Below are 17170 nucleotides of genomic sequence, written 5' to 3' on the forward strand. Positions count from 1 at the left end.
GGTCTATCTCGCCGAATTGCCGGGGCTGATCGCCTCGGGCGAGATCAAGATGGCCGAGATCGACGCCTGCGTCCGCGAGGTGCTGGGCGCGAAATACGATATGGGCCTGTTCGCCGACCCGTTCCTGCGCATGGGCAAGCCCGAGGACGATCCGGTCGACGTCAAGGCCGACAGCCGCCTCAACCGCCAGCCGGCCCGCGAGATCGCCCGCGAGACCATCGTGCTGCTGGAGAACCGCAACCAGACCCTGCCGCTGAAGAAGCAAGGCACCATCGCGCTCATCGGCCCGCTGGCGGATTCCGGGCTCGACATCCTCGGAAGCTGGTCGGCCCAGGGCGTGCCCGAGCAGGCAGTGACGCTGCGCGCCGGCCTCGAGGCGGCGATCGAGGGCAAGGCGCGCCTCGTCACCGCCCGCGGCTCCAACGTCATCGACGACCAGAAAGTGGTCGAGTACCTCAACTTCCTGAACTGGGACAAACCCGAGGTCGTCCAGGACCCGCGCAGCATCGAGGCGATGATCGAGGAAGCCGTCTCGGTCGCCAGCCAGGCCGATGTGGTGATCGCCGCCGTCGGCGAGTTGCGCGGGATGTCGCATGAATCCTCAAGCCGCGTCAGCATCGACATGCCCGGCTCGCAGCGCCGGCTGCTGCAGGCGCTCAAGGCGACCGGCAAGCCGCTCGTCGTCGTGCTGATGAACGGCCGGCCGCTCGCGATCGGCTGGGAGAAGGACAATGCCGACGCGCTGCTGGAGACCTGGTACACCGGCACCGAAGGCGGCAATGCCATCGCCGACGTGCTGTTCGGCGATCACAACCCCTCCGCCAAGCTGCCGATCAGCTTCCCGCGCTCGGTCGGTCAGATCCCGACCTATTACAACGCCCTGCGCATCGGCCGGCCCTATACCGAGGGCAAGCCGGGCAACTACACCTCGCAATATTTCGAAGAGGCGCAAGGCCCGCTCTATCCCTTCGGCTTCGGCCTGAGCTACAGCCGCTTTGCGCTGAAGGATCTGAAGCTTTCGGCCACGCGCCTCAAGCGCGGCCAGAAGCTGAGCGCCGAGGCGACGCTGACCAATGAGGGCAGCTATGAGGGCGCCAATGTCGTGCAGCTCTACATCGCCGACCCCTACGCCTCGATCGCGCGGCCGGTGAAGGAGCTGAAGGGCTTCCAGAAGGTCACGCTCAAGCCGGGCGAGAGCCGCGTCGTGCGTTTCGAGATCGGCGAGGACGAGCTCAAATTCATCAATGGCGAGCTCAAGGAAGTGGTCGAGAACGGGCGCTTCGACGTGCAGCTCGGCCTCGATTCGCACGACGTCCTGGTACAGAGCTTCGAGCTCGTCTGACGCGTTCCCGAAGCGCGGCAGGCTCTATGCCCTGCCCCGCCGCCCCGTGGAACTCTCGGCCGGTAGCAGCCGGCCGGCGCCGGAGAGGATGCTGGCGGCGAGCGCCCGCGCCGCCTCCTCATGCGACTGCCCGCCGACCACGACGAACTCGATCGAGCCCAGCCGGGGGAGCGCCTCGCGCGGCTCGGCCTCGGCCAGCCCGGGCGGGATCAAGCGCGCCGAATGGGCGGTGACGCCGAGCCCCGCCACCGTCGCGGCGCGCAAGCCCGCAAGGCTTCCGCTGGTGCAGGCGACGCGCCAGGCCCGGCCGGCCTGTTCCAGCGTCTCGATCGCATGGATGCGCGTGATGCTCGGCGGCGGATAGAGCACCAGCGGCACCACCGGTTGCTCGGCCAGCCGCGAGCCCGGCCGCCCGACCCAGACCAGCCGCTCCTCCCAGGCGACGACGCCGCGCGCGTCGCCATTGCGGCGCTTGACGAAGATGAGGTCGAGATCGCCCGCATCGTATTGCTCGTAGAGCCGGCCGCTCAGCCCCACCGTCAGCTCCAGATCGACGGCATGATGCTGCATCGCGAATTCCGCGAGGATGTCCGGCAGCGCCGTGAAGGCGAAATCCTCGGAGACGCCGAGCCGCAGGCGCCCCCGCAGCGTCGAGCCCTTGAGATAGTGCTCGATGCGGCTGCCGGCCTCGAGGACCTGCCGGGCGAAGGGCTGGATCGCATCGCCATCCGGCGTCGGACGGACCTCATGCGTATCCCGTGCCAGCAGCTTGCGCCCCACCCGCTTCTCCAGCCGCGCCACATGCTGGCTGACTGAGGATTGCCGTAAGCCGAGCTGCCGCGCCGCTTCGGTGAAGCTCAGCGTCTCGCAGACCTTGAGGAAGCTGCGCAGCAGCACGGGATCGAGCGGTTTCGGATCGGATGTCATCCCATCATGATTCATGATGAGCAATATCATGTCCAGTCCGGATCAAAATGAGCCGGCGATCTGTTACAGCATCGGCCCGAAAGTGGCAGGCGATTTTCGGAACAGGCCGATGCCGCAGAAGCCACTCATTCAGGAGGGCATCAGATGCTCCGCCGCACCCTCACCCGTTTCGGCATCGACCCCTATCTGCTTGCGCTCCTCGCCACCGTCGCGGTCGCGATCATCCTGCCGGCCACCGGCCGGGGCGCCGTGGTCGCCAATGACGCGGTCTCCGTGGCGGTCGCGCTGCTGTTCTTCCTCTATGGCGCACGGCTCTCGCCGAAGGCGGTCTGGGACGGGCTGCTGCACTGGCGGCTGCAATCCCTCGTCTTCGCCAGCACCTATGTGCTGTTCCCGCTGCTCGGGCTCGGCCTGACCAAGGCGTTCGGAAACTTTCTCTCCCCCACTCTGATTCTCGGGCTGATGTTCGTCTGCGTGCTGCCCTCGACGGTGCAATCCTCCATCGCCTTCACCTCGATCGCGCGCGGCAATGTCGCCGCCGCTTTGTGCAGCGCCTCGGTCTCGAACCTGTTCGGCATGGTGGTGACGCCGCTGCTCGTCATGCTGCTGCTCAACGCGAACGGCGGGGGTTTCAGCACCGCGGCGGTGGAGAGCATCGCGCTCCAGCTCCTGGCGCCCTTCGCGGTCGGCCAGATCCTGCGCCCCTGGATCGGCACATTCCTGCAGCGGCACAAGGCGGTGATCTCGCTGGTCGACCGCGGCTCGATCCTGCTCGTCGTCTACGMTGCCTTCAGCGAAGGCATGGCGGCCGGCATCTGGTCGCAGGTCACGGCGGGCGACCTCGTCRCCGTCGTGCTGCTCGACATGGTCCTGCTCGCGGCCGTTCTGGTGATCACGACGGTCGTCAGCCGCCGCTTCGGCTTCTCCAAGGAGGACGAGATCGCCATCGTCTTCTGCGGCTCGAAGAAGAGCCTGGCGAGCGGCATTCCGATGGCCAACATCCTCTTCCCCGGCCAGGCGCTCGGCCTCATCGTCCTGCCGCTGATGCTGTTCCACCAGATCCAGCTCTTCGCCTGCGCCACATTGGCGCAGCGCTACGCCAAGCGTCCCGTCGAGACCCATCCCGAGCCGGAATCCCAGCCCATGCTCGGCCCGGCAAAGGCCTGAACGAAGCCGGGCGCGCGATCTGCGCGCTTACGTCTCACCTCGCTCCACCGGAACAAGCCGGGCTTCAGCCTTGTTGATCCCCTGCCTGCCCCCACATGAAAGGACGTCGCTCTCCCGGAAGCGAGCGCCTTCATGGAAGGGCGCCGTGGAGACAGGGCGAGGCCCAACGCGATCCGGGCCGGCCTCGCCGGATGTCACCGCTGAGAAGCCGCGACGGCCGCTGCTGCGGCCCGCCTCGAAGCGGCATCATGGCGGCTGGTCGCCATAGGGTGAAGCCCGGCCGTCGCTCACGATGGAGGATTGCATGAGCAAGGACGAGAAGGCACAGCGCGAAATCAGGAAGATCGCCTACGGCATCTGGATGCAGGAAGGCCAGCCGGAAGGCCGTGACCGCGAGCATTGGGAGGCCGCCAAGGAAATCTGGGCCTTCCGCAGCCACAACCATGTCCTCACCGACGAGAACGAGGACTCGTTCGGCGCAGCCCGGCCGATGCCGCCCGATCTGACCGACCGGCACGAACGCCGCCGCCCGCCGCGCGGCCGTGCGATGTAAGGCTGCGCGCCCGCAGGCCGGTGGGGATGCACCGGCAAGGGTTCAGGCCAGCAAAAGCCTGTTGTCAGGGGCAGATATAGCCGCTGGGCGTCGCCGCGCAGCGTGCGCCGGTCGGCAGGATGAGCGCGCCGCCGCGATCGCGCCGGACATAGTCGCCGTTCGGCAGCTGGAAGCCTCCGGTGGGATCGGGCGTGACCCGCGTCCCGTCGGGAAGGACGAGCTGGCCGCCATCGCGAAGGATCTGCTTCGCCGTGCCGCCCTGCGGGACAGGTGCAGGTTCCGGGCGATTTGAAACGCAGCCCGCAACGAGGACCGCCAGAGCTCCAAGGGTTACCGATGTCCTGATCATGACCTCACCTGTGCCGCGTCGACGAGGAAACCGAAAGGGCGATGGCGCCTCCGCCATCGCCCGATACTCACGCGGCGAAAGATAGCTCGAAAGCCATTTCCGCCGAAACGGTCAAAACGCTCAGTAGACCCAGCGGCAAACGCGGACCGGACGGCCGAAGCGGTTGCGGTGCACCGTGCAGACCTGACGCCGCGGACGCGGGCGATGGTAGGGAGGACGCGGGCGGTGGCCGGGGTGAGGACGGTGAGAATACTGCACCTGCTCGATCGGGGTGCCGTCAGGCAGCGTCGCGGCCTTCTCGGAGGGCATGGCGCCGAGCGCCTGGCCGGCAGCGCCGAGCCCAGCCGCATCAGCCTTGCCAGCCACGGCGACCGTGGCGGCGCCAGCGGAAAGGGCAAACAGCCCGAGCAGGAAAGAACGTCGTTCCATAAGCGTTTCTCCAAATCGCATGAACAAAGCCCAGTCGAATCAAACGAGACAAGGCTATTGCCCAAAACGGGTGATGAGCAAGAATGTTTCGTTAACGGCGCTCGACCGAAATCGATGGCACCGCTTTCGAGAACACGATGCAGTTTAGAATCGCGATTCTGAACGGAACCCGACAGCGATCTGGAGCATCGACATTTTCTTGTCGTCGCCGCGGCCCGATCATTGGCCGACGATCCGACCAAGTCGAAGCAGGACTTCCGGCGGAAACCATGCAGATGCCGCCATAACGGCATCCCAGACATCTCTCCCTGAGACAGTGGGGCGCGCTACACGGCCGGCGGCGTGCCATGCGTGTGGAAGCTCTCGATCGTCTTGAGCCCCCAGGCCTGCCCCTTCTTCCGCTCTGTCTCGGTCCAGGTCACGGTCTGCCAGTCCGGGTCCAGGATCAGGCGCGCGCCGGCATTGGCGATCTCGACGCGGTTGCCGGCCGGCTCATAGACATAGAGGAAGAAGGTCTGCTGCACCGCATGCTTGTGCGGGCCGGTCTCGATGAAGACGCCGTTCTCCAGGAAGAGATCGGCCGCCTCCAGAATGTGCTCGCGCTGGTCAACCGCATAAGTGACATGGTGGAAGCGCCCCTGCGCCGGCGTGTGGTCGCGCGTATAGGCGATGTCGTAGCTCTTGTTGTTGACGGTGAACCAGCAGCCGCCGACCTCGCCGGAATCCAGCACGATCTGCTCGGTGACGCGGCTGCCCAGCGCCTTCGGCATGAAGTCGCGGATCGCGGCGACGTCCTGCGCCAGCAGGTTGACGTGATCGATCCGGCGCACGGCGCAGCCCCGGCCATGGTTGCGCTGCGCCTGGTTCTTCAGCGCCGGCCGCTCGCCTTCGGGCGCCACATATTTGTTCGTGTCGAAATAGATCTCGAAGACATGGTTGTCGGGGTCGCGGAAGCGATAGGCGCGGCCATGGCCGAGGTCGCCCTCGACCCAACCGATGCCCGCGCCCATCCCCTCGATTCCCGCGACGCGGCGCAGGAGCGCCGCCTCGCTCGCAGCGCGATAGCCGATATGGCCGACGCCGGTCGTATTCGAGGCCGTCAGCTTCAGCGTGTGGAACTCRTAGTCGTCCCAGGCGCGCAGATAAACGSWGTCGCCCTCSCGYCCGCTCTCSGTCAGYCCGARGATRTTGACGAAGAAGTCGAGGCTCTCCTGCGGCTTGTTGGTGAAGAGCTCGACATGGCCGAGATGGGCGATGTCGAAGCAGGGCTCGGCGCTCATGTCTGGTGTCCTCTGGAGCAAGCTGATTTTGCACGGAGCCACGCGGTCATCCCGGGCTTGACCCGGGATCCATGCCGGAGCGTTTCCGATCAATGTTCAGGCATGGATCCCGGATCTTCGCTTCGCTCCGTCCGGGATGACCAGATTTCCCCCCAAAGGCGCTCTCAGCCCCAGACTTCCTTCGCCACTTCGAGTATGCGCGAGAGCTTGGCCCATTGCTCGTCCTCGGCCAGCACATTGCCTTCTTCCGTCGAGGCGAAGCCGCATTGCGGCGACAGGCAGAGCTGTTCGAGCGGCGCGAACTTGGCGGCCTCCTCGATCCGGCGCTTGAGATTGTCCTTACTCTCGACCGTGCCGAACTTGGAAGTGACGAGGCCGAGCACGACCTGCTTGTCGCCCTTGGGCAGGAAGCGCAGCGGCTCGAAGCCGCCGGAACGGTCATCGTCCCACTCCATGAAATAGCCGTCGACATCGATCTGATTGAAGACGAGATCGGCCACCGGCTCGTAGCCGCCGGACGCGATGAAGGTCGATTTGAAGTTGCCGCGGCAGGTATGGGTGGTGATCTGCATGTCGGCGGGCTTGGCCTTCAACGCCGCGTTGAGCACGTCGCGATAGACGAAAATCAGCTTGTCCGGATCGTCGCCGCGCTCGGCCAGCATCTTGCGCTGCTCGGGATCGCAGAAATAGGACAGGCTGGTGTCGTCGAGCTGCAGATAGCGGCAGCCGGCATCGTAGAAGGCCTTGATCGCCTTGGCGTAAGCCTTGCCGAGATCGTCGTAGTAATCCTCCATCTTGAGATAGGCGCTCGGATCGATCGCCTTCCGCCCGCCGCGGTAATGCAGCATGGACGGGCTCGGGATGGTCATCTTCGGCACGCGGCTGGTCACCGAGGCCAGGAACTTGAAATGGGCCAGATGCGGGTGGTCGGCCGGGAAGTCGAGCTTGCCGGTGACGCGGATGCCATGCCCCTTCGTGGCGACGCCCTTGAACTGGATGCCGGCATCGGTCTCGTAGGTCGTGACGCCGGTCAAGCCGTCGAGGAAGTCGAAATGCCAGAAGGCGCGGCGGTATTCGCCGTCGGTCACCGCCTGCAAGCCGATCTCCTCCTGCTTGCGGACGAGCTTTTTGATCTCCTCGTCCTCGATCTTCGTCAGCTCGGCCTGCGCCATCTCGCCCGCAGCGACCTTGGCGCGGGCTTCCTTGACGGGCGCGCTGCGCAGCAGGCTTCCCACCATGTCGCCCCGGAACGGTGGCTTCTTCCTCTGGGTCATCGCGTTTCCTCCGGTTCTTGACGGTCAGGCTGCGGCGGCGAGGCCGAGATGGTGTTCGAGCCGTTCAGGCTCGGCGATGAGCGTAGCACTGCGCTCGGCGAGGACCACGCGGCCGCGTTCGAGCACGATCGTCTCGTCCGTCAGCTCGAGGATCTTGCGCGCATGCTGCTCGATCACGATGGCGGAAAGCCCCTCCTCGCGGAACAGGGCCTTCAGCGCCTTGAGCAGCTCCTCGACGATGATCGGCGCCAACCCCTCGGTCGGCTCGTCGAGCAGCAGAAGCTTCGGGTTGAGCATCAAGGCCCGGCCGATCGCCAGCATCTGCTGCTCGCCGCCGGAAAGCTGGTTGCCGAGATTGGTCTTCCGCTCCGCCAATCGCGGGAACATGCCGAAGACGCGGGCGGCATCCCAGGGCCCCGGCCGGGCCACCGCCGTCAGGTTCTCCAGCACGGTCAGCGACTTGAAGATGTTGCGCTCCTGCGGAACCCAGCCGATGCCGGCATGCGCCCGCTGCTCCGGCGAGGCGGCGGTGAGATCACGCCCGGCCAGCACGATCCGCCCGCCGCGCCGGCGGGTGACGCCAATGATGCTGTTGACCAAAGTCGTCTTGCCGACGCCGTTGCGGCCGAGCAGCGCGAGCGAATGTCCTTCGGCAAGCGTCAGGTCGATGTCGAACAGCACCTGCGCCTCGCCATAGCCGGCGCTCAGCTTCTCGATCTTGAGCAACTCAGGCAGCGATGCGTCAGGCATGGGCGCCCTCGCCGAGATAGGCCGCGCGCACGCTGCTGTCGCGCGCCATCTCGTCGGGCGTCCCCTCCGCCAGCACGCGGCCATTGACCAGCACCGTGATCCGCGTCGCGAAGCGGAAGACGAGATCCATATCGTGCTCGATCAGCAGCACGGAGACGTCGTCCGGGAGTGCGGCAACCGTCTGCATCAATTCGCGCCGCTCGGCCTCCGGCACGCCGGCCGCCGGCTCGTCGAGCAGCAGCACGCTCGGCCTTGCAGCGAAGGCGGCGGCGATCTCGATCTGGCGCTGCTTGCCATAGGGCAGCGTCGCGATGCGCCGGTCCGTGATGTCGTCGAGCCGGAAGCGCGTCAGAATCTCGGCAGTCTGACCCACCAGCTCCAGATCGCGGTCGAGTGCGCGAAACGGATGGCTGCCACGGCCGAGCCGCTCGGAGGTGACGAGCGCGATCATCTCGAGCGGCGTCATCGTCCCGAAAAGCTGGTTGATCTGGAAGGTGCGGGCGAGCCCGCGCTTCACTCGCGCCTCGCGCGGCAACGCGGTAATGTCCTCGCCCATCAGTTCGATGCGGCCGGAGCTCGGCCTGAGCACGCCGGTGAGCTGGTTGACGAAGGTGGTCTTGCCGGCGCCGTTCGGGCCGATCAGCGCATGGCGCGCGCCCTTCGCGAGCGTGAAATCGACATGATCGGTCGCGGTGATGCCGCCGAAGCTCTTGGACAGGTCGAAGGTTTGCAGCACCGCGCTCATCGGGCCGCTCCCTTGCCGAGCCGGGCGAAGCGTGCCGCAGCGGCCTTGACCGCGCCATGGATCATCTCGCGCCCGCCGAGCACGAAGAGCACGAGGAAGAGCCCGATCCAGAACATCCAGTATTGCGGCGTGAAGCTCGCGATCAGGTCCTGCAGCAGCTTGAAAGCGATCGCCCCGATCAGCCCGCCATAGAGATAGCCGGCGCCGCCAATGATCAGCACGAGCATCAGATCGGCCGAGCGGTGGAAATCGAGCACGTCGAGCGAGACGAATTGCGTCGTCTGGGCAAGCAGCGCGCCCGCCGCCCCGGCATAGGCCGCCGCGAGCGTGTAGACGGCGGCAAGACGCCGATCATTCGGAACTCCCGAGGCCGCGGCCCGCAGCGGATTGTCGCGGATCGCGCGCAGGCTCAGGCCGAAGGGCGAATGCACGACCCGCCTTGCGATCAGGAACAGCAGGAAGAGGACCGAGAGCGAATAAAAATAGGCGGTGCGGCCGAAAATATCGAAATCGAACAGGCCGAGCACAGGCGCCATCATGATGCCCTGCAAACCGTCGGCGCCGCCGGTCAGCGTGCTGAACGAATTCGCCAGCTCGTAGAGGATCAGCGCCACGCCGAGCGTGATCATCAGCCGGGTGAGATCGGTGCCGCGCAAGACGAGCGGGCTGGTGACGAGGCCGAGCAGCCCGGCCGCTCCCATGCCGGCCAACAGCCCGGCGAACGGATCGGCCGAGACATGTTTGGCGAGCAACCCGGCCGCATAGGCGCCCATGCCGAGGAAGGCGGCGTGTCCCAGCGAGACGATGCCGGCATAGCCGAGGATCAGGTCGAGCGAGAGCGYGAAGAGGGCGAGGATCGCGATCTCGTTGAGCAGCAGCAGGTTGCGCGGGAACAGCAGGAAGGCCGCGAAGGCGAGACACCAGAAGACGATTTCGGCCGGATGCCAGCGCCGCGAGGCGAACAGCGCCTGCCGGACGCGTGTCTCGAACACGGGCATCGTCATGCCCGCGCCCTCGCGAACAGCCCATGCGGCCGGGTGATCAGCAGCGCGACCATCAGCGCGTAGATGATRAAGGCKCCGRCCTGCGGCACGAAATACTTGCCGACGACATCGGCGACGCCGAGCAGCATCGCGGCGAAGAACGGCCCGGTGATGCTGGACGTGCCGCCCACGGTGACGACGATCAGGAAGTAGATCATGAATTTCAGAGGGAAGGTGGGGTCGAGGCCCATGAGCTCGATGCCGAGCGCGCCGCCCAATCCGGCCAGCCCCGATCCGAGCGCGAAGGTCAGCGCGAACAGGCGGTTGACGGGGATGCCGAGGCCACGCGCCACCCGCGCATCGTCGACCGCCGCGCGCAGCCGGCTGCCGAAGCGGGTGCGGGTGAAGCCCCATTGCAGCGAGACGGCGAGCAGGCCGCAGACGACAATGACGAAGAGCCGGTAGCGGCCGATGCCGATGCCAGCGACCTCGAAGCGCCCCTGCAGCCAGTCCGGCAGGCGGATGAATTGCTGGGTCGAGCCCATCAGCCAGTCCGTGCCGGCCACCGCCATGAAGACCAGCCCGATCGAGAACATCACCTGGTCGAGATGGCTTTTCGTGTACATCGGCCGGTAGATCAGCCGCTCCAGCACGACGCCGACCAGCGCCGCCGCGAGGAAGGCGAGCGGCAGGCTCGCCAGGAACGGCAGGCCGAGCCGCTGCATCGCCAGCACGGCGACATAGCCGCCGAGCATCGCGAAGGCGCCGTGGGCGAGGTTGACGAAATTCATCAACCCCATGGTCACGGAGAGCCCGCAGCCGAGAACGAACAGCACCATCCCATAGGCGATGCCGTCGAACAGGATGGTCAGCATGCGCGTCGATCCGCCGCCGTCGGAAAACCCGTCACTTGCGGGCCTTTACCGGGTCCTTGACGTCCTTGATCGTCTCGAACTCGACATTGTGCAGCTCGGAGCCGAGCTTCTGCGTCTTGCGGACATAGATGTTCTGGATGATGTCGCGGGTGTCGGGGTCGATCTTCACCGGCCCGCGCACGCTCTCCCAGGAGGCGCCTTTCATCGCCGCGATCAGCTTGTCGCCGCTGGCGTCGCCTTTGGTCGCGTCGAGCGCCTTGGCGATCAGCTTCATCCCGTCATAGCCGCCGACCGCCATGAAGTTCGGGCGCATGCCGGGATTGGCCTTCTGGAAGGCTTCGACGAAGGCCTTGTTCGCCGGRCTGTCATGCGCGGCCGAATAGTGGTGCGTGGTGATGGCGCCGAGCGCGACATCGCCCATGCCTTCGAGGATGTCGTCATCGACCACGTCGCCGGTGCCGATCAGCTTGACGCCGGCCTTGTCGAGGCCGCGCTCGATGAACTGCTTCATGAACTGCGCGCCGACGCCCGACGGCACGAAGACAAAGAGCGCGTCGGGCTTGGCCTCCGAGACGCGCTGGAGGAAGGGCGCGAAATCCGGATTGCGCAGCGGGATGCGCACGCTCTCGACGGTCCCACCGGCCTCCTTGAACGTGTTGGCGAAGGAGGTTTCGGCATCGATGCCCGGCCCGTAATCGGTGACGACGGTGAAGACCTTCTTGATGCCGTTCTTGGCGGCCCAGTTGGCCATCGGCTCGGAAGCCTGCGGCAAGGTGAAGGAGGTCCGCACGATATAGGGCGAGGCCTCGGTGATCGAGGCGGTCGCCGCCGCCATCACGATCTCCGGCACCTTGGCCTGCGTCGCGATCTGTGCGGTCGCCATGGCAAGCGGCGTCAGCCCGAAGCCGGCAAGCACCGAGACCTTTTCGTTGACGACAAGCTCCTGGGCGAGGCGCCGCGTCGCATCGGCGTTGCCGGCATCGTCCTTGAGGATCACTTCGAGCTTGCGACCGCCATGGGTGGCGCCTTCCCTGGCGAGGAACAGCTTCACCGCGGCATCGATCTGCTTGCCGGTCGAGGCGAAAGGCCCCGTCATCGGCAGGATCAGGCCGATCTTCACCGCCTCCTGCGCCAGTGCGAACCCGCTCGTCGAGGCGGCCAGCGCCAGCCCGAGCATGCCACCGAGTAACGTCCTGCGAACCGTCATGTCCGTTCCCTTCCCCTGAATTGGCTCTCTGCGAAGCCGTTCTTTGTCCCCATCGTCGTCGCGATGGACGCGGCCCGCTTTGGCAGGGCCTTTGCGCATAGCCTACATATCCCGTCCGCCTTCGCCAGCCGCCAATCGTCTAGGTTTTTCGTCTTCCTTGGACTGGCGGGCGCGGATGCCCACCGGGTCATGCCAGCGCCTCCAGCGCTTCCGGAAACAGCCGCTGATAGGCCTCGCCATAGGTCATCGCCTTGCCGGAGTTGCGGCCGCCCTGCATGCCGCGATTGAGCGCGACGCGGGTGTAATATTCCCAGAGATGCTTCTGCGCGGCGAGGATCTCGAAGGCCCGGCGCTTCACCTCCCAGACCTCGTCGATGTTGAGGATGACATTCGGCTTGAAGTCGCATTGCTCGGGCTGGTGCGGCTCGAACAGGAAGACCGGCGGGGCGGCATAGGCACGCTCCGGATCGGGCTTGTGGCCGGCCGCCTGCGCGATGATGCGGGCCTCCTGGGCGAAGCGCGCCGCCTCGGGATGGTCGACATTGTAGGGGTCTTCGAGTGCATGGGTCAGCACGAAGCTCGGCCCCAATTCGTGGAAGATGTCGATGGCGCGGTCGAGCATCTCCGGCGTGGTGCGCAGCGGATAGTCGCCTGCGTCCATGAACTCGATCTCGGCGCCGAGCAGTTCGGCCGCAGCCTCGGCCTCCTCCCGGCGCTGGGCCTTGACCTCCTCCATCCTGACGCCAGCCTTCTTCCAGGCGAACTGGCTCTCGCCGCGCTCGCCATAGGACAGGCAGAGGATCTTCACCCGCATCCCGCGCTTCGCATGCAGCGCGATGGCGCCGCCCGCGCGCCAGACGAAATCACCCGGATGGGCGGTGATCACGAGACCCGTCTTCTGCGCGTTCGCCATCGAAACCTCAACCCTCTCTCAACTCATTCGGCGGCATGGCGGGCGCTGCCCGCATGTGCAGCCAGGGCGCTCGCCGGCACGAAGGAGCGGCCCTCCATCAGGATGCGTGCGGTGCGCAGGAGCCCGGCCCGCTCGACCACAGGTCGCTCGGCCGTGCCGCCGACCGTGAGTGTCACCGTGAACTCCCCCGTGGGATGCTCGACCGAGAGCGAGCGCTCGCGGCCCTCGGGCATCGCCGCGACGGACGCCGCCGGCGAACCCGGCAGCACTGCCGCGGTCGCGACCGTCACTGCCGCGAAAACACCGATCGAGGCGTGGCATTCATGCGGGATGAAGCTGCGCGTGCAGATCGCGCCACCGGCCTGCGGCGGCGCGACGAGCGCGATCTTCGGCACGACCTTCCCGGAAACATCGCCCAGGTTCATCAGCGGCCCGGCTGCGAGCCTGATGCGCTCGATCCGCTGCTTCAGCTCCCTATCCTTCGGCGATGGTGCCGGTGTTGATGGTGCGGACCCGGACGGTCGTGCGCGCGCCCTGCGCCTTGACCAAACCGCGCGCCAGGGCAAAGGGCCCGATGCCGGCGAGGATGTTGCCGCAATTCGGTGTCGTATCGACTTGCGCCGTCTCGATGCCGACCTGCGCGAACAGGAAATCGATGTCGCAGCCTGGCTCGCTCGATGGCGAGACGATCGCGACCTTGCTCGTCAGCGGATGCGCGCCGCCGAGCCCGTCGACCTGCCGCTTGTCGGGCGAGCCCATCACCGCAAGCAGGAATGCGTCCCGCGCCGCATTGTCAGCCGGCAGGTCGCCGCGCAGGAAATAGGCTCCCTTCGAGGTGCCGCCGCGGATCAGCATGCAGGGAATGGCGATCTGGGCCATGGCCTCAGGCTCCTGCCGCCGGTTTGGCGCGCGCCCCACGCTGCTGAGCGTCCGCGATGGCGCTGGCGAGGCCGGGTTCGAGGCCGGCGGCGGCGAGCATCTCGGCTGCCTCGCGCATCTCCGCCGCCCGCCGGATGCCGTGGGTCGCGACACGCTCGCGCATATCGGCCGCGAGCGCATGGAAATCGATGGAGGGAAAGGTCTCGTGCAGGCTGGCGAAGACGGGGTCCTTGACGTCCCAGGCCTCGCAGGCGGCAGCGCAATCCACCATCAGCGCCTCCAGTCCCTTGATGACGATGCTGCGGCAGAGCTTCATCGCCGATGCCCGTCCGAAGATTTCGGAGACCGGTGTCAGGTTCATACCGAGTCGGTTGAGCACCTCGGCCGCGTCCATCGCCTTCGGGCCGCCGGCGAGGATCGGGACTCTCAAGCCGGGCTTCAGCACCGGAGCCATCACCGCCGCCTCGACATAATCGGCGCCGCTTGCCGCAATCGCCTGCGCCGCCCGCTGCTTGGTCGTAGGCGCGGCCGAATTGACATCGACGAAGATCTGGCCGGGTTTCAGCCAACGTGCCGCCTCGGCGGCCACCGCCTCGGTGCGGTCGGCCGTGACGGCCGAGAAGACGAACGCGGCATCGGCGCAGGCCCGTTCGGCTGTGTCGGCGCAGGTCACGCCGATCCGGCGCGCCGCCTCCTCGAGCCTGCTGCCCGGCCTGCTGCCGAAAAGCAGGTCATAGGCGTGAATCCCGGCCACGCCATGGGCCAGGAATCCGCGCGAGAACGTCTGGCCGACCTCGCCATAGCCGATGAACGCGATCCTGGCCGAACCAGCCATCGCCGCCACTCCCTTGTGCGTTTTCTCCCGCAGCAAAGGTGGAGCAGCCTCATTCCCTCATCAAATGATAAGAATGCAGCGATTGATTAATTTCATTCATCTCGGCGCGGCGTGATGCTGCGCTTCAGGGCCTGGCTCAGTAACGAGAGAAGATCGCGCGCCACGGGCCGCAGCGGCACGGTCTTGCGCGTGACGATGCCCAGCGTGCGCGTGACGGTCGGCGAACGCAGCGGCACCGCCACCAGACCGCCGGCCTCGACCGCGTCGAGCGCGAGCTGAGGGACGATCGCGTAGCCGATGCCGGAGCGCACCAGGCTGACCGCCGTGACCACCCGCTGGACCTCGTAGCGCCAGGTCAGGCTCTCGCGCCGTGCGCCCAGCGCATCGTCGATGAGGATGCGGTTGCCGGTTTCGGCGCTGATCCGCACCAGCGGCTCGCCTTGCAACTGCGCCCATGTCAGCGAAGCGGCCTGGGCCAGCGGCATGTCGCGATGGCTGACCAGAACGAAGGGCTCCTTCACGACCGGCTTCAGCTCCAGATCCCAGCGATTGGCGGCAACGATGGTGACGCCGAACTCGACCTCGCCGGACTGGACCTTGCCGGCGATCTCGGACGCCGAATTGTCATGGACCCTCACCCCGACGCCGGGACGGCGTCTGGCGAAGGCGGCGATGACCGACGGCATGCAATGCACCGCGACGGTCGGCAGACAGCCGACCGAGACCTGCTCGTCCCCTTCCTGCAGATCGATCCGGACTTCGTCGAGTGCGGAACCGAGATCCTCGAAGATGCGCCGCGCCCGCGGCAGCAGCGTCGTGCCGGCGGCRGTCAGGGAGACCTGCCGGGTCGTGCGCAGAAAAAGCGGCGTGCCGAGCATCTCCTCCAGCTTGCGGATGCGATGGCTGAGCGCGGTCTGGGAGAGATTGAGATGGGAGGCGGCAGCGCGGAAGCTGCCGCGCTCGGCTATGGCGACGAAAGCCTGAAGTCCCAGGACGTCAACGCGCATGAAAACAGCCCGTGCACAGCAACCCCATGGCAACTGCGCGCAATGCGGAAGAGGCGGAGAGGGATGGATGTGGCTTTCCGCGCCTCTTACCGAGTAAGATCAATAGCTTAATGCCTATCGACCGTGTGTAGCACTCCGGCAGCTCACCGTCGAGCCACCCCGAGCCTGGACTTTACAGGCTCATCTCCCGCTTCAGCAGCCGGATCCGATTGCATGAATGCGCGCCTGCAGCCGAGGGTGCCGTGACGACGTTTGCGGCCGCGCGAGGCGAGGACTAAAGGTGGCAACGGAAGGCAGCTCTTCATCTCCCGGCACGCCGCTTGCCCGGATCAACCGGCCTGCTGGAGCCATAACGACACAAACGCCAGCGGGGCTGACGGATTGAAGGACACCCTCGCAAACCACGGCGCCCTCGCGTTTCTCAATGAATGGATTGCGCCCGTTCTGTCCTTTATTCAGGCTCACGAAGCCTGGGCGGCGCCGATTGCGTTTCTTCTGGCTTTCCTCAAATCCCTTGCCTTCGTCTCCCTGATCATTCCCGGCACAGCTTTATTGCTGGCGATCGGCGGCCTGATAGGCGCCAGCGGCATCGCCTTTCTGCCCATCTGGATCGCGATCTCCATAGGGGCTGCGCTGGGAGACTGGGTCTCCTACTGGCTCGGAAGGCGGTACGAGGCAACGATGCGGCGCTCGCGCTTCGCATTGCGCCATCCTGCCTTGATGGGCCGCGCAGAAGCATTCTTTCGGCAATGGGGTTGGCTCGGTATCGTCGGCTGCCGCTTTTTCGGACCGTTGCGCGCGACGGTCCCGCTCGTCGCGGGTCTGTCGGCTATGCCACCCCTCGCCTTCCATCTCTCGAACTGGGCGTCCGCGTTTCTCTGGGCTGGAGCCCTGCTCTTGCCCGGCGCCACCACAGCAAAGATGCTTTCGCCATGACGAGCTGGACCGCCGCCATCCTCACAGCCCTGCAGATCACGCTTGCCGCTGCTCCAGGAGAAGCTCCCGCGACGCGCGGCGACGTTCCGCGCCTCACTCAGGAAGCACTGAACTTGTGGTTCGCAGCGGATTGCCGCTTCACAAAGCGGTAGCCGACCTTGTTCCAGACCAGAATCTTCTCGCGCACATTGTCGAGGATGAGGTCGCCCCGGTCCGTCCGGACTGTCAGAACCAGATGCCCTTCACCCTCGGGGGTAACGACGACCGTCATGAGCAGCGCGGATTTCGGCCACCCGGCCTCGATGAGGAGCCGCCGCTTGAGCAGCACGTAGTCATTGCAATTGCCGGATCCGTCATCGGGGTAAGTCCACCAATTGGGGATCCCCATTTTGGAGATCCCGTAATGGTCGTCGTCGCCGATCGGCTTGATCTGCTTGTTGGCCAAGGCGTTGATGGCGTTGAGCTCCGCCCATGAGTCCGGCGTGAGGATCACCGCCACCGGAGCGAGCCGTGTTTCGCTGCACTCGAGCGGCTGCGCCTGGCAAAACAGGGTCCAGCCGATCATCGGCTTCGCTTGCCCGCCGATCCGGGCGAATGCGGCGGGCTCTGCGACCGGCAGGCGCTCGGCTTGGGTCGCACCGGCAGCGGCCGAGGAGATCGGCATCGAAAAATGCGCAAGCAGAGCAACAATCGAAAGGATCAACCAGGCTCTGATACGC

Annotated in this window: 18 protein-coding genes and 1 pseudogene; 4 read left to right on the plus strand and 15 right to left on the minus strand. The window is 66.2% G+C overall.

Annotated elements, in window-relative coordinates:
- On the plus strand, window positions 1-1342 hold a 1342-nt coding region (bglX, locus tag AB4Y99_RS17190), incomplete at its 5' end, for a beta-glucosidase BglX (protein ID WP_441524173.1).
- Between the two features lie 24 nt (window positions 1343-1366).
- Here bglX and AB4Y99_RS17195 read toward each other — a convergent pair.
- Window positions 1367-2269, minus strand: coding sequence for a LysR family transcriptional regulator (locus tag AB4Y99_RS17195; RefSeq protein WP_113254965.1), 903 nt, complete (start codon window positions 2267-2269; stop codon window positions 1367-1369).
- A 144-nt stretch (window positions 2270-2413) separates the two neighbouring features.
- Between AB4Y99_RS17195 and AB4Y99_RS17200 the strand changes: the two genes are divergently transcribed.
- Both AB4Y99_RS17200 and AB4Y99_RS17205 read left to right on the plus strand, forming a co-directional pair.
- A complete protein-coding gene (locus tag AB4Y99_RS17200) occupies window positions 2414-3436 on the plus strand; it encodes a bile acid:sodium symporter family protein (protein ID WP_441524174.1) in 1023 nt (340 codons plus the stop codon).
- 304 nt (window positions 3437-3740) lie between these two features.
- Complete coding sequence (locus AB4Y99_RS17205; protein WP_038363796.1) at window positions 3741-3989, plus strand: DUF2934 domain-containing protein; 249 nt, start codon at window positions 3741-3743, stop codon at window positions 3987-3989.
- Between the two features lie 64 nt (window positions 3990-4053).
- Here AB4Y99_RS17205 and AB4Y99_RS17210 read toward each other — a convergent pair whose 3' ends face one another.
- The 13 genes and pseudogenes from AB4Y99_RS17210 to AB4Y99_RS17270 all read right to left on the minus strand — a co-directional run bounded on the left by AB4Y99_RS17210 (window position 4054) and on the right by AB4Y99_RS17270 (window position 15515).
- Window positions 4054-4338 (minus strand): hypothetical protein, encoded by a 285-nt coding sequence (locus AB4Y99_RS17210; RefSeq protein WP_038363793.1) that lies wholly within the window; start codon window positions 4336-4338, stop codon window positions 4054-4056.
- Window positions 4339-4458: 120 nt separating this feature from the next.
- The gene (locus tag AB4Y99_RS17215; protein WP_038363791.1) at window positions 4459-4767 is read right to left on the minus strand and encodes a hypothetical protein; all 309 of its coding nucleotides are present in this window, start codon (window positions 4765-4767) and stop codon (window positions 4459-4461) included.
- Between the two features lie 326 nt (window positions 4768-5093).
- Window positions 5094-6047, minus strand: a complete 954-nt coding sequence (locus AB4Y99_RS17220) for a VOC family protein (protein WP_441524175.1) — start codon at window positions 6045-6047, stop codon at window positions 5094-5096.
- Between the two features lie 164 nt (window positions 6048-6211).
- The gene (locus AB4Y99_RS17225) at window positions 6212-7321 is read right to left on the minus strand and encodes a 5-methyltetrahydropteroyltriglutamate--homocysteine S-methyltransferase (protein WP_370954559.1); all 1110 of its coding nucleotides are present in this window, start codon (window positions 7319-7321) and stop codon (window positions 6212-6214) included.
- 24 nt (window positions 7322-7345) lie between these two features.
- Entirely contained in the window at window positions 7346-8056 is a 711-nt protein-coding gene (locus tag AB4Y99_RS17230) for an ABC transporter ATP-binding protein (protein WP_038364432.1), read from the minus strand.
- A 7-nt stretch (window positions 8057-8063) separates the two neighbouring features.
- On the minus strand, window positions 8064-8816 hold the full coding sequence (locus tag AB4Y99_RS17235) for an ABC transporter ATP-binding protein (protein ID WP_441524176.1): 753 nt from the start codon (window positions 8814-8816) through the stop codon (window positions 8064-8066).
- Window positions 8813-9820, minus strand: coding sequence for a branched-chain amino acid ABC transporter permease (locus tag AB4Y99_RS17240; RefSeq protein ID WP_441524177.1), 1008 nt, complete (start codon window positions 9818-9820; stop codon window positions 8813-8815). The genes AB4Y99_RS17235 and AB4Y99_RS17240 overlap by 4 nt, the downstream gene beginning before the upstream one ends.
- On the minus strand, window positions 9817-10674 hold the full coding sequence (locus tag AB4Y99_RS17245; protein WP_441524178.1) for a branched-chain amino acid ABC transporter permease: 858 nt from the start codon (window positions 10672-10674) through the stop codon (window positions 9817-9819). The genes AB4Y99_RS17240 and AB4Y99_RS17245 overlap by 4 nt, the downstream gene beginning before the upstream one ends.
- Window positions 10675-10705: 31 nt before the next feature.
- Entirely contained in the window at window positions 10706-11881 is a 1176-nt protein-coding gene (locus AB4Y99_RS17250; protein WP_113254952.1) for an ABC transporter substrate-binding protein, read from the minus strand.
- A gap of 187 nt (window positions 11882-12068) precedes the next feature.
- A complete protein-coding gene (locus AB4Y99_RS17255; RefSeq protein WP_113254951.1) occupies window positions 12069-12794 on the minus strand; it encodes a PIG-L deacetylase family protein in 726 nt (241 codons plus the stop codon).
- A gap of 23 nt (window positions 12795-12817) precedes the next feature.
- Window positions 12818-13673, minus strand: a pseudogene (locus AB4Y99_RS17260) (PrpF domain-containing protein).
- Between the two features lie 4 nt (window positions 13674-13677).
- Window positions 13678-14508, minus strand: coding sequence for an NAD(P)-dependent oxidoreductase (locus tag AB4Y99_RS17265; protein ID WP_441524179.1), 831 nt, complete (start codon window positions 14506-14508; stop codon window positions 13678-13680).
- Between the two features lie 92 nt (window positions 14509-14600).
- Window positions 14601-15515, minus strand: a complete 915-nt coding sequence (locus AB4Y99_RS17270; protein ID WP_441524180.1) for a LysR family transcriptional regulator — start codon at window positions 15513-15515, stop codon at window positions 14601-14603.
- A 381-nt stretch (window positions 15516-15896) separates the two neighbouring features.
- On the opposite strand from AB4Y99_RS17270, the gene AB4Y99_RS17275 reads away from it, so the two are divergent.
- On the plus strand, window positions 15897-16451 hold the full coding sequence (locus AB4Y99_RS17275; RefSeq protein ID WP_051988126.1) for a DedA family protein: 555 nt from the start codon (window positions 15897-15899) through the stop codon (window positions 16449-16451).
- A gap of 97 nt (window positions 16452-16548) precedes the next feature.
- On the opposite strand, the gene AB4Y99_RS17280 is transcribed toward AB4Y99_RS17275, so the two are convergent.
- On the minus strand, window positions 16549-17170 hold a 622-nt coding region (locus AB4Y99_RS17280), incomplete at its 5' end, for a transglutaminase-like cysteine peptidase (protein WP_441524181.1).

This window comes from Allobosea sp. TAB14 (assembly GCF_052113865.1).
Taxonomy (GTDB): Bacteria; Pseudomonadota; Alphaproteobacteria; order Rhizobiales; family Beijerinckiaceae; genus Allobosea; species Allobosea spartocytisi.

Coding starts and splice junctions, on each gene's coding strand:
- AB4Y99_RS17195 (WP_113254965.1), bottom strand. CDS start 2,269: ATGACATCCGATCCGAAACCGCTCGATCCCGTGCTGCTGCGCAGCTTC.
- AB4Y99_RS17205 (WP_038363796.1), top strand. CDS start 3,741: ATGAGCAAGGACGAGAAGGCACAGCGCGAAATCAGGAAGATCGCCTAC.
- AB4Y99_RS17210 (WP_038363793.1), bottom strand. CDS start 4,338: ATGATCAGGACATCGGTAACCCTTGGAGCTCTGGCGGTCCTCGTTGCG.
- AB4Y99_RS17215 (WP_038363791.1), bottom strand. CDS start 4,767: ATGGAACGACGTTCTTTCCTGCTCGGGCTGTTTGCCCTTTCCGCTGGC.
- AB4Y99_RS17225 (WP_370954559.1), bottom strand. CDS start 7,321: ATGACCCAGAGGAAGAAGCCACCGTTCCGGGGCGACATGGTGGGAAGC.
- AB4Y99_RS17235 (WP_441524176.1), bottom strand. CDS start 8,816: ATGAGCGCGGTGCTGCAAACCTTCGACCTGTCCAAGAGCTTCGGCGGC.
- AB4Y99_RS17255 (WP_113254951.1), bottom strand. CDS start 12,794: ATGGCGAACGCGCAGAAGACGGGTCTCGTGATCACCGCCCATCCGGGT.
- AB4Y99_RS17265 (WP_441524179.1), bottom strand. CDS start 14,508: ATGGCTGGTTCGGCCAGGATCGCGTTCATCGGCTATGGCGAGGTCGGC.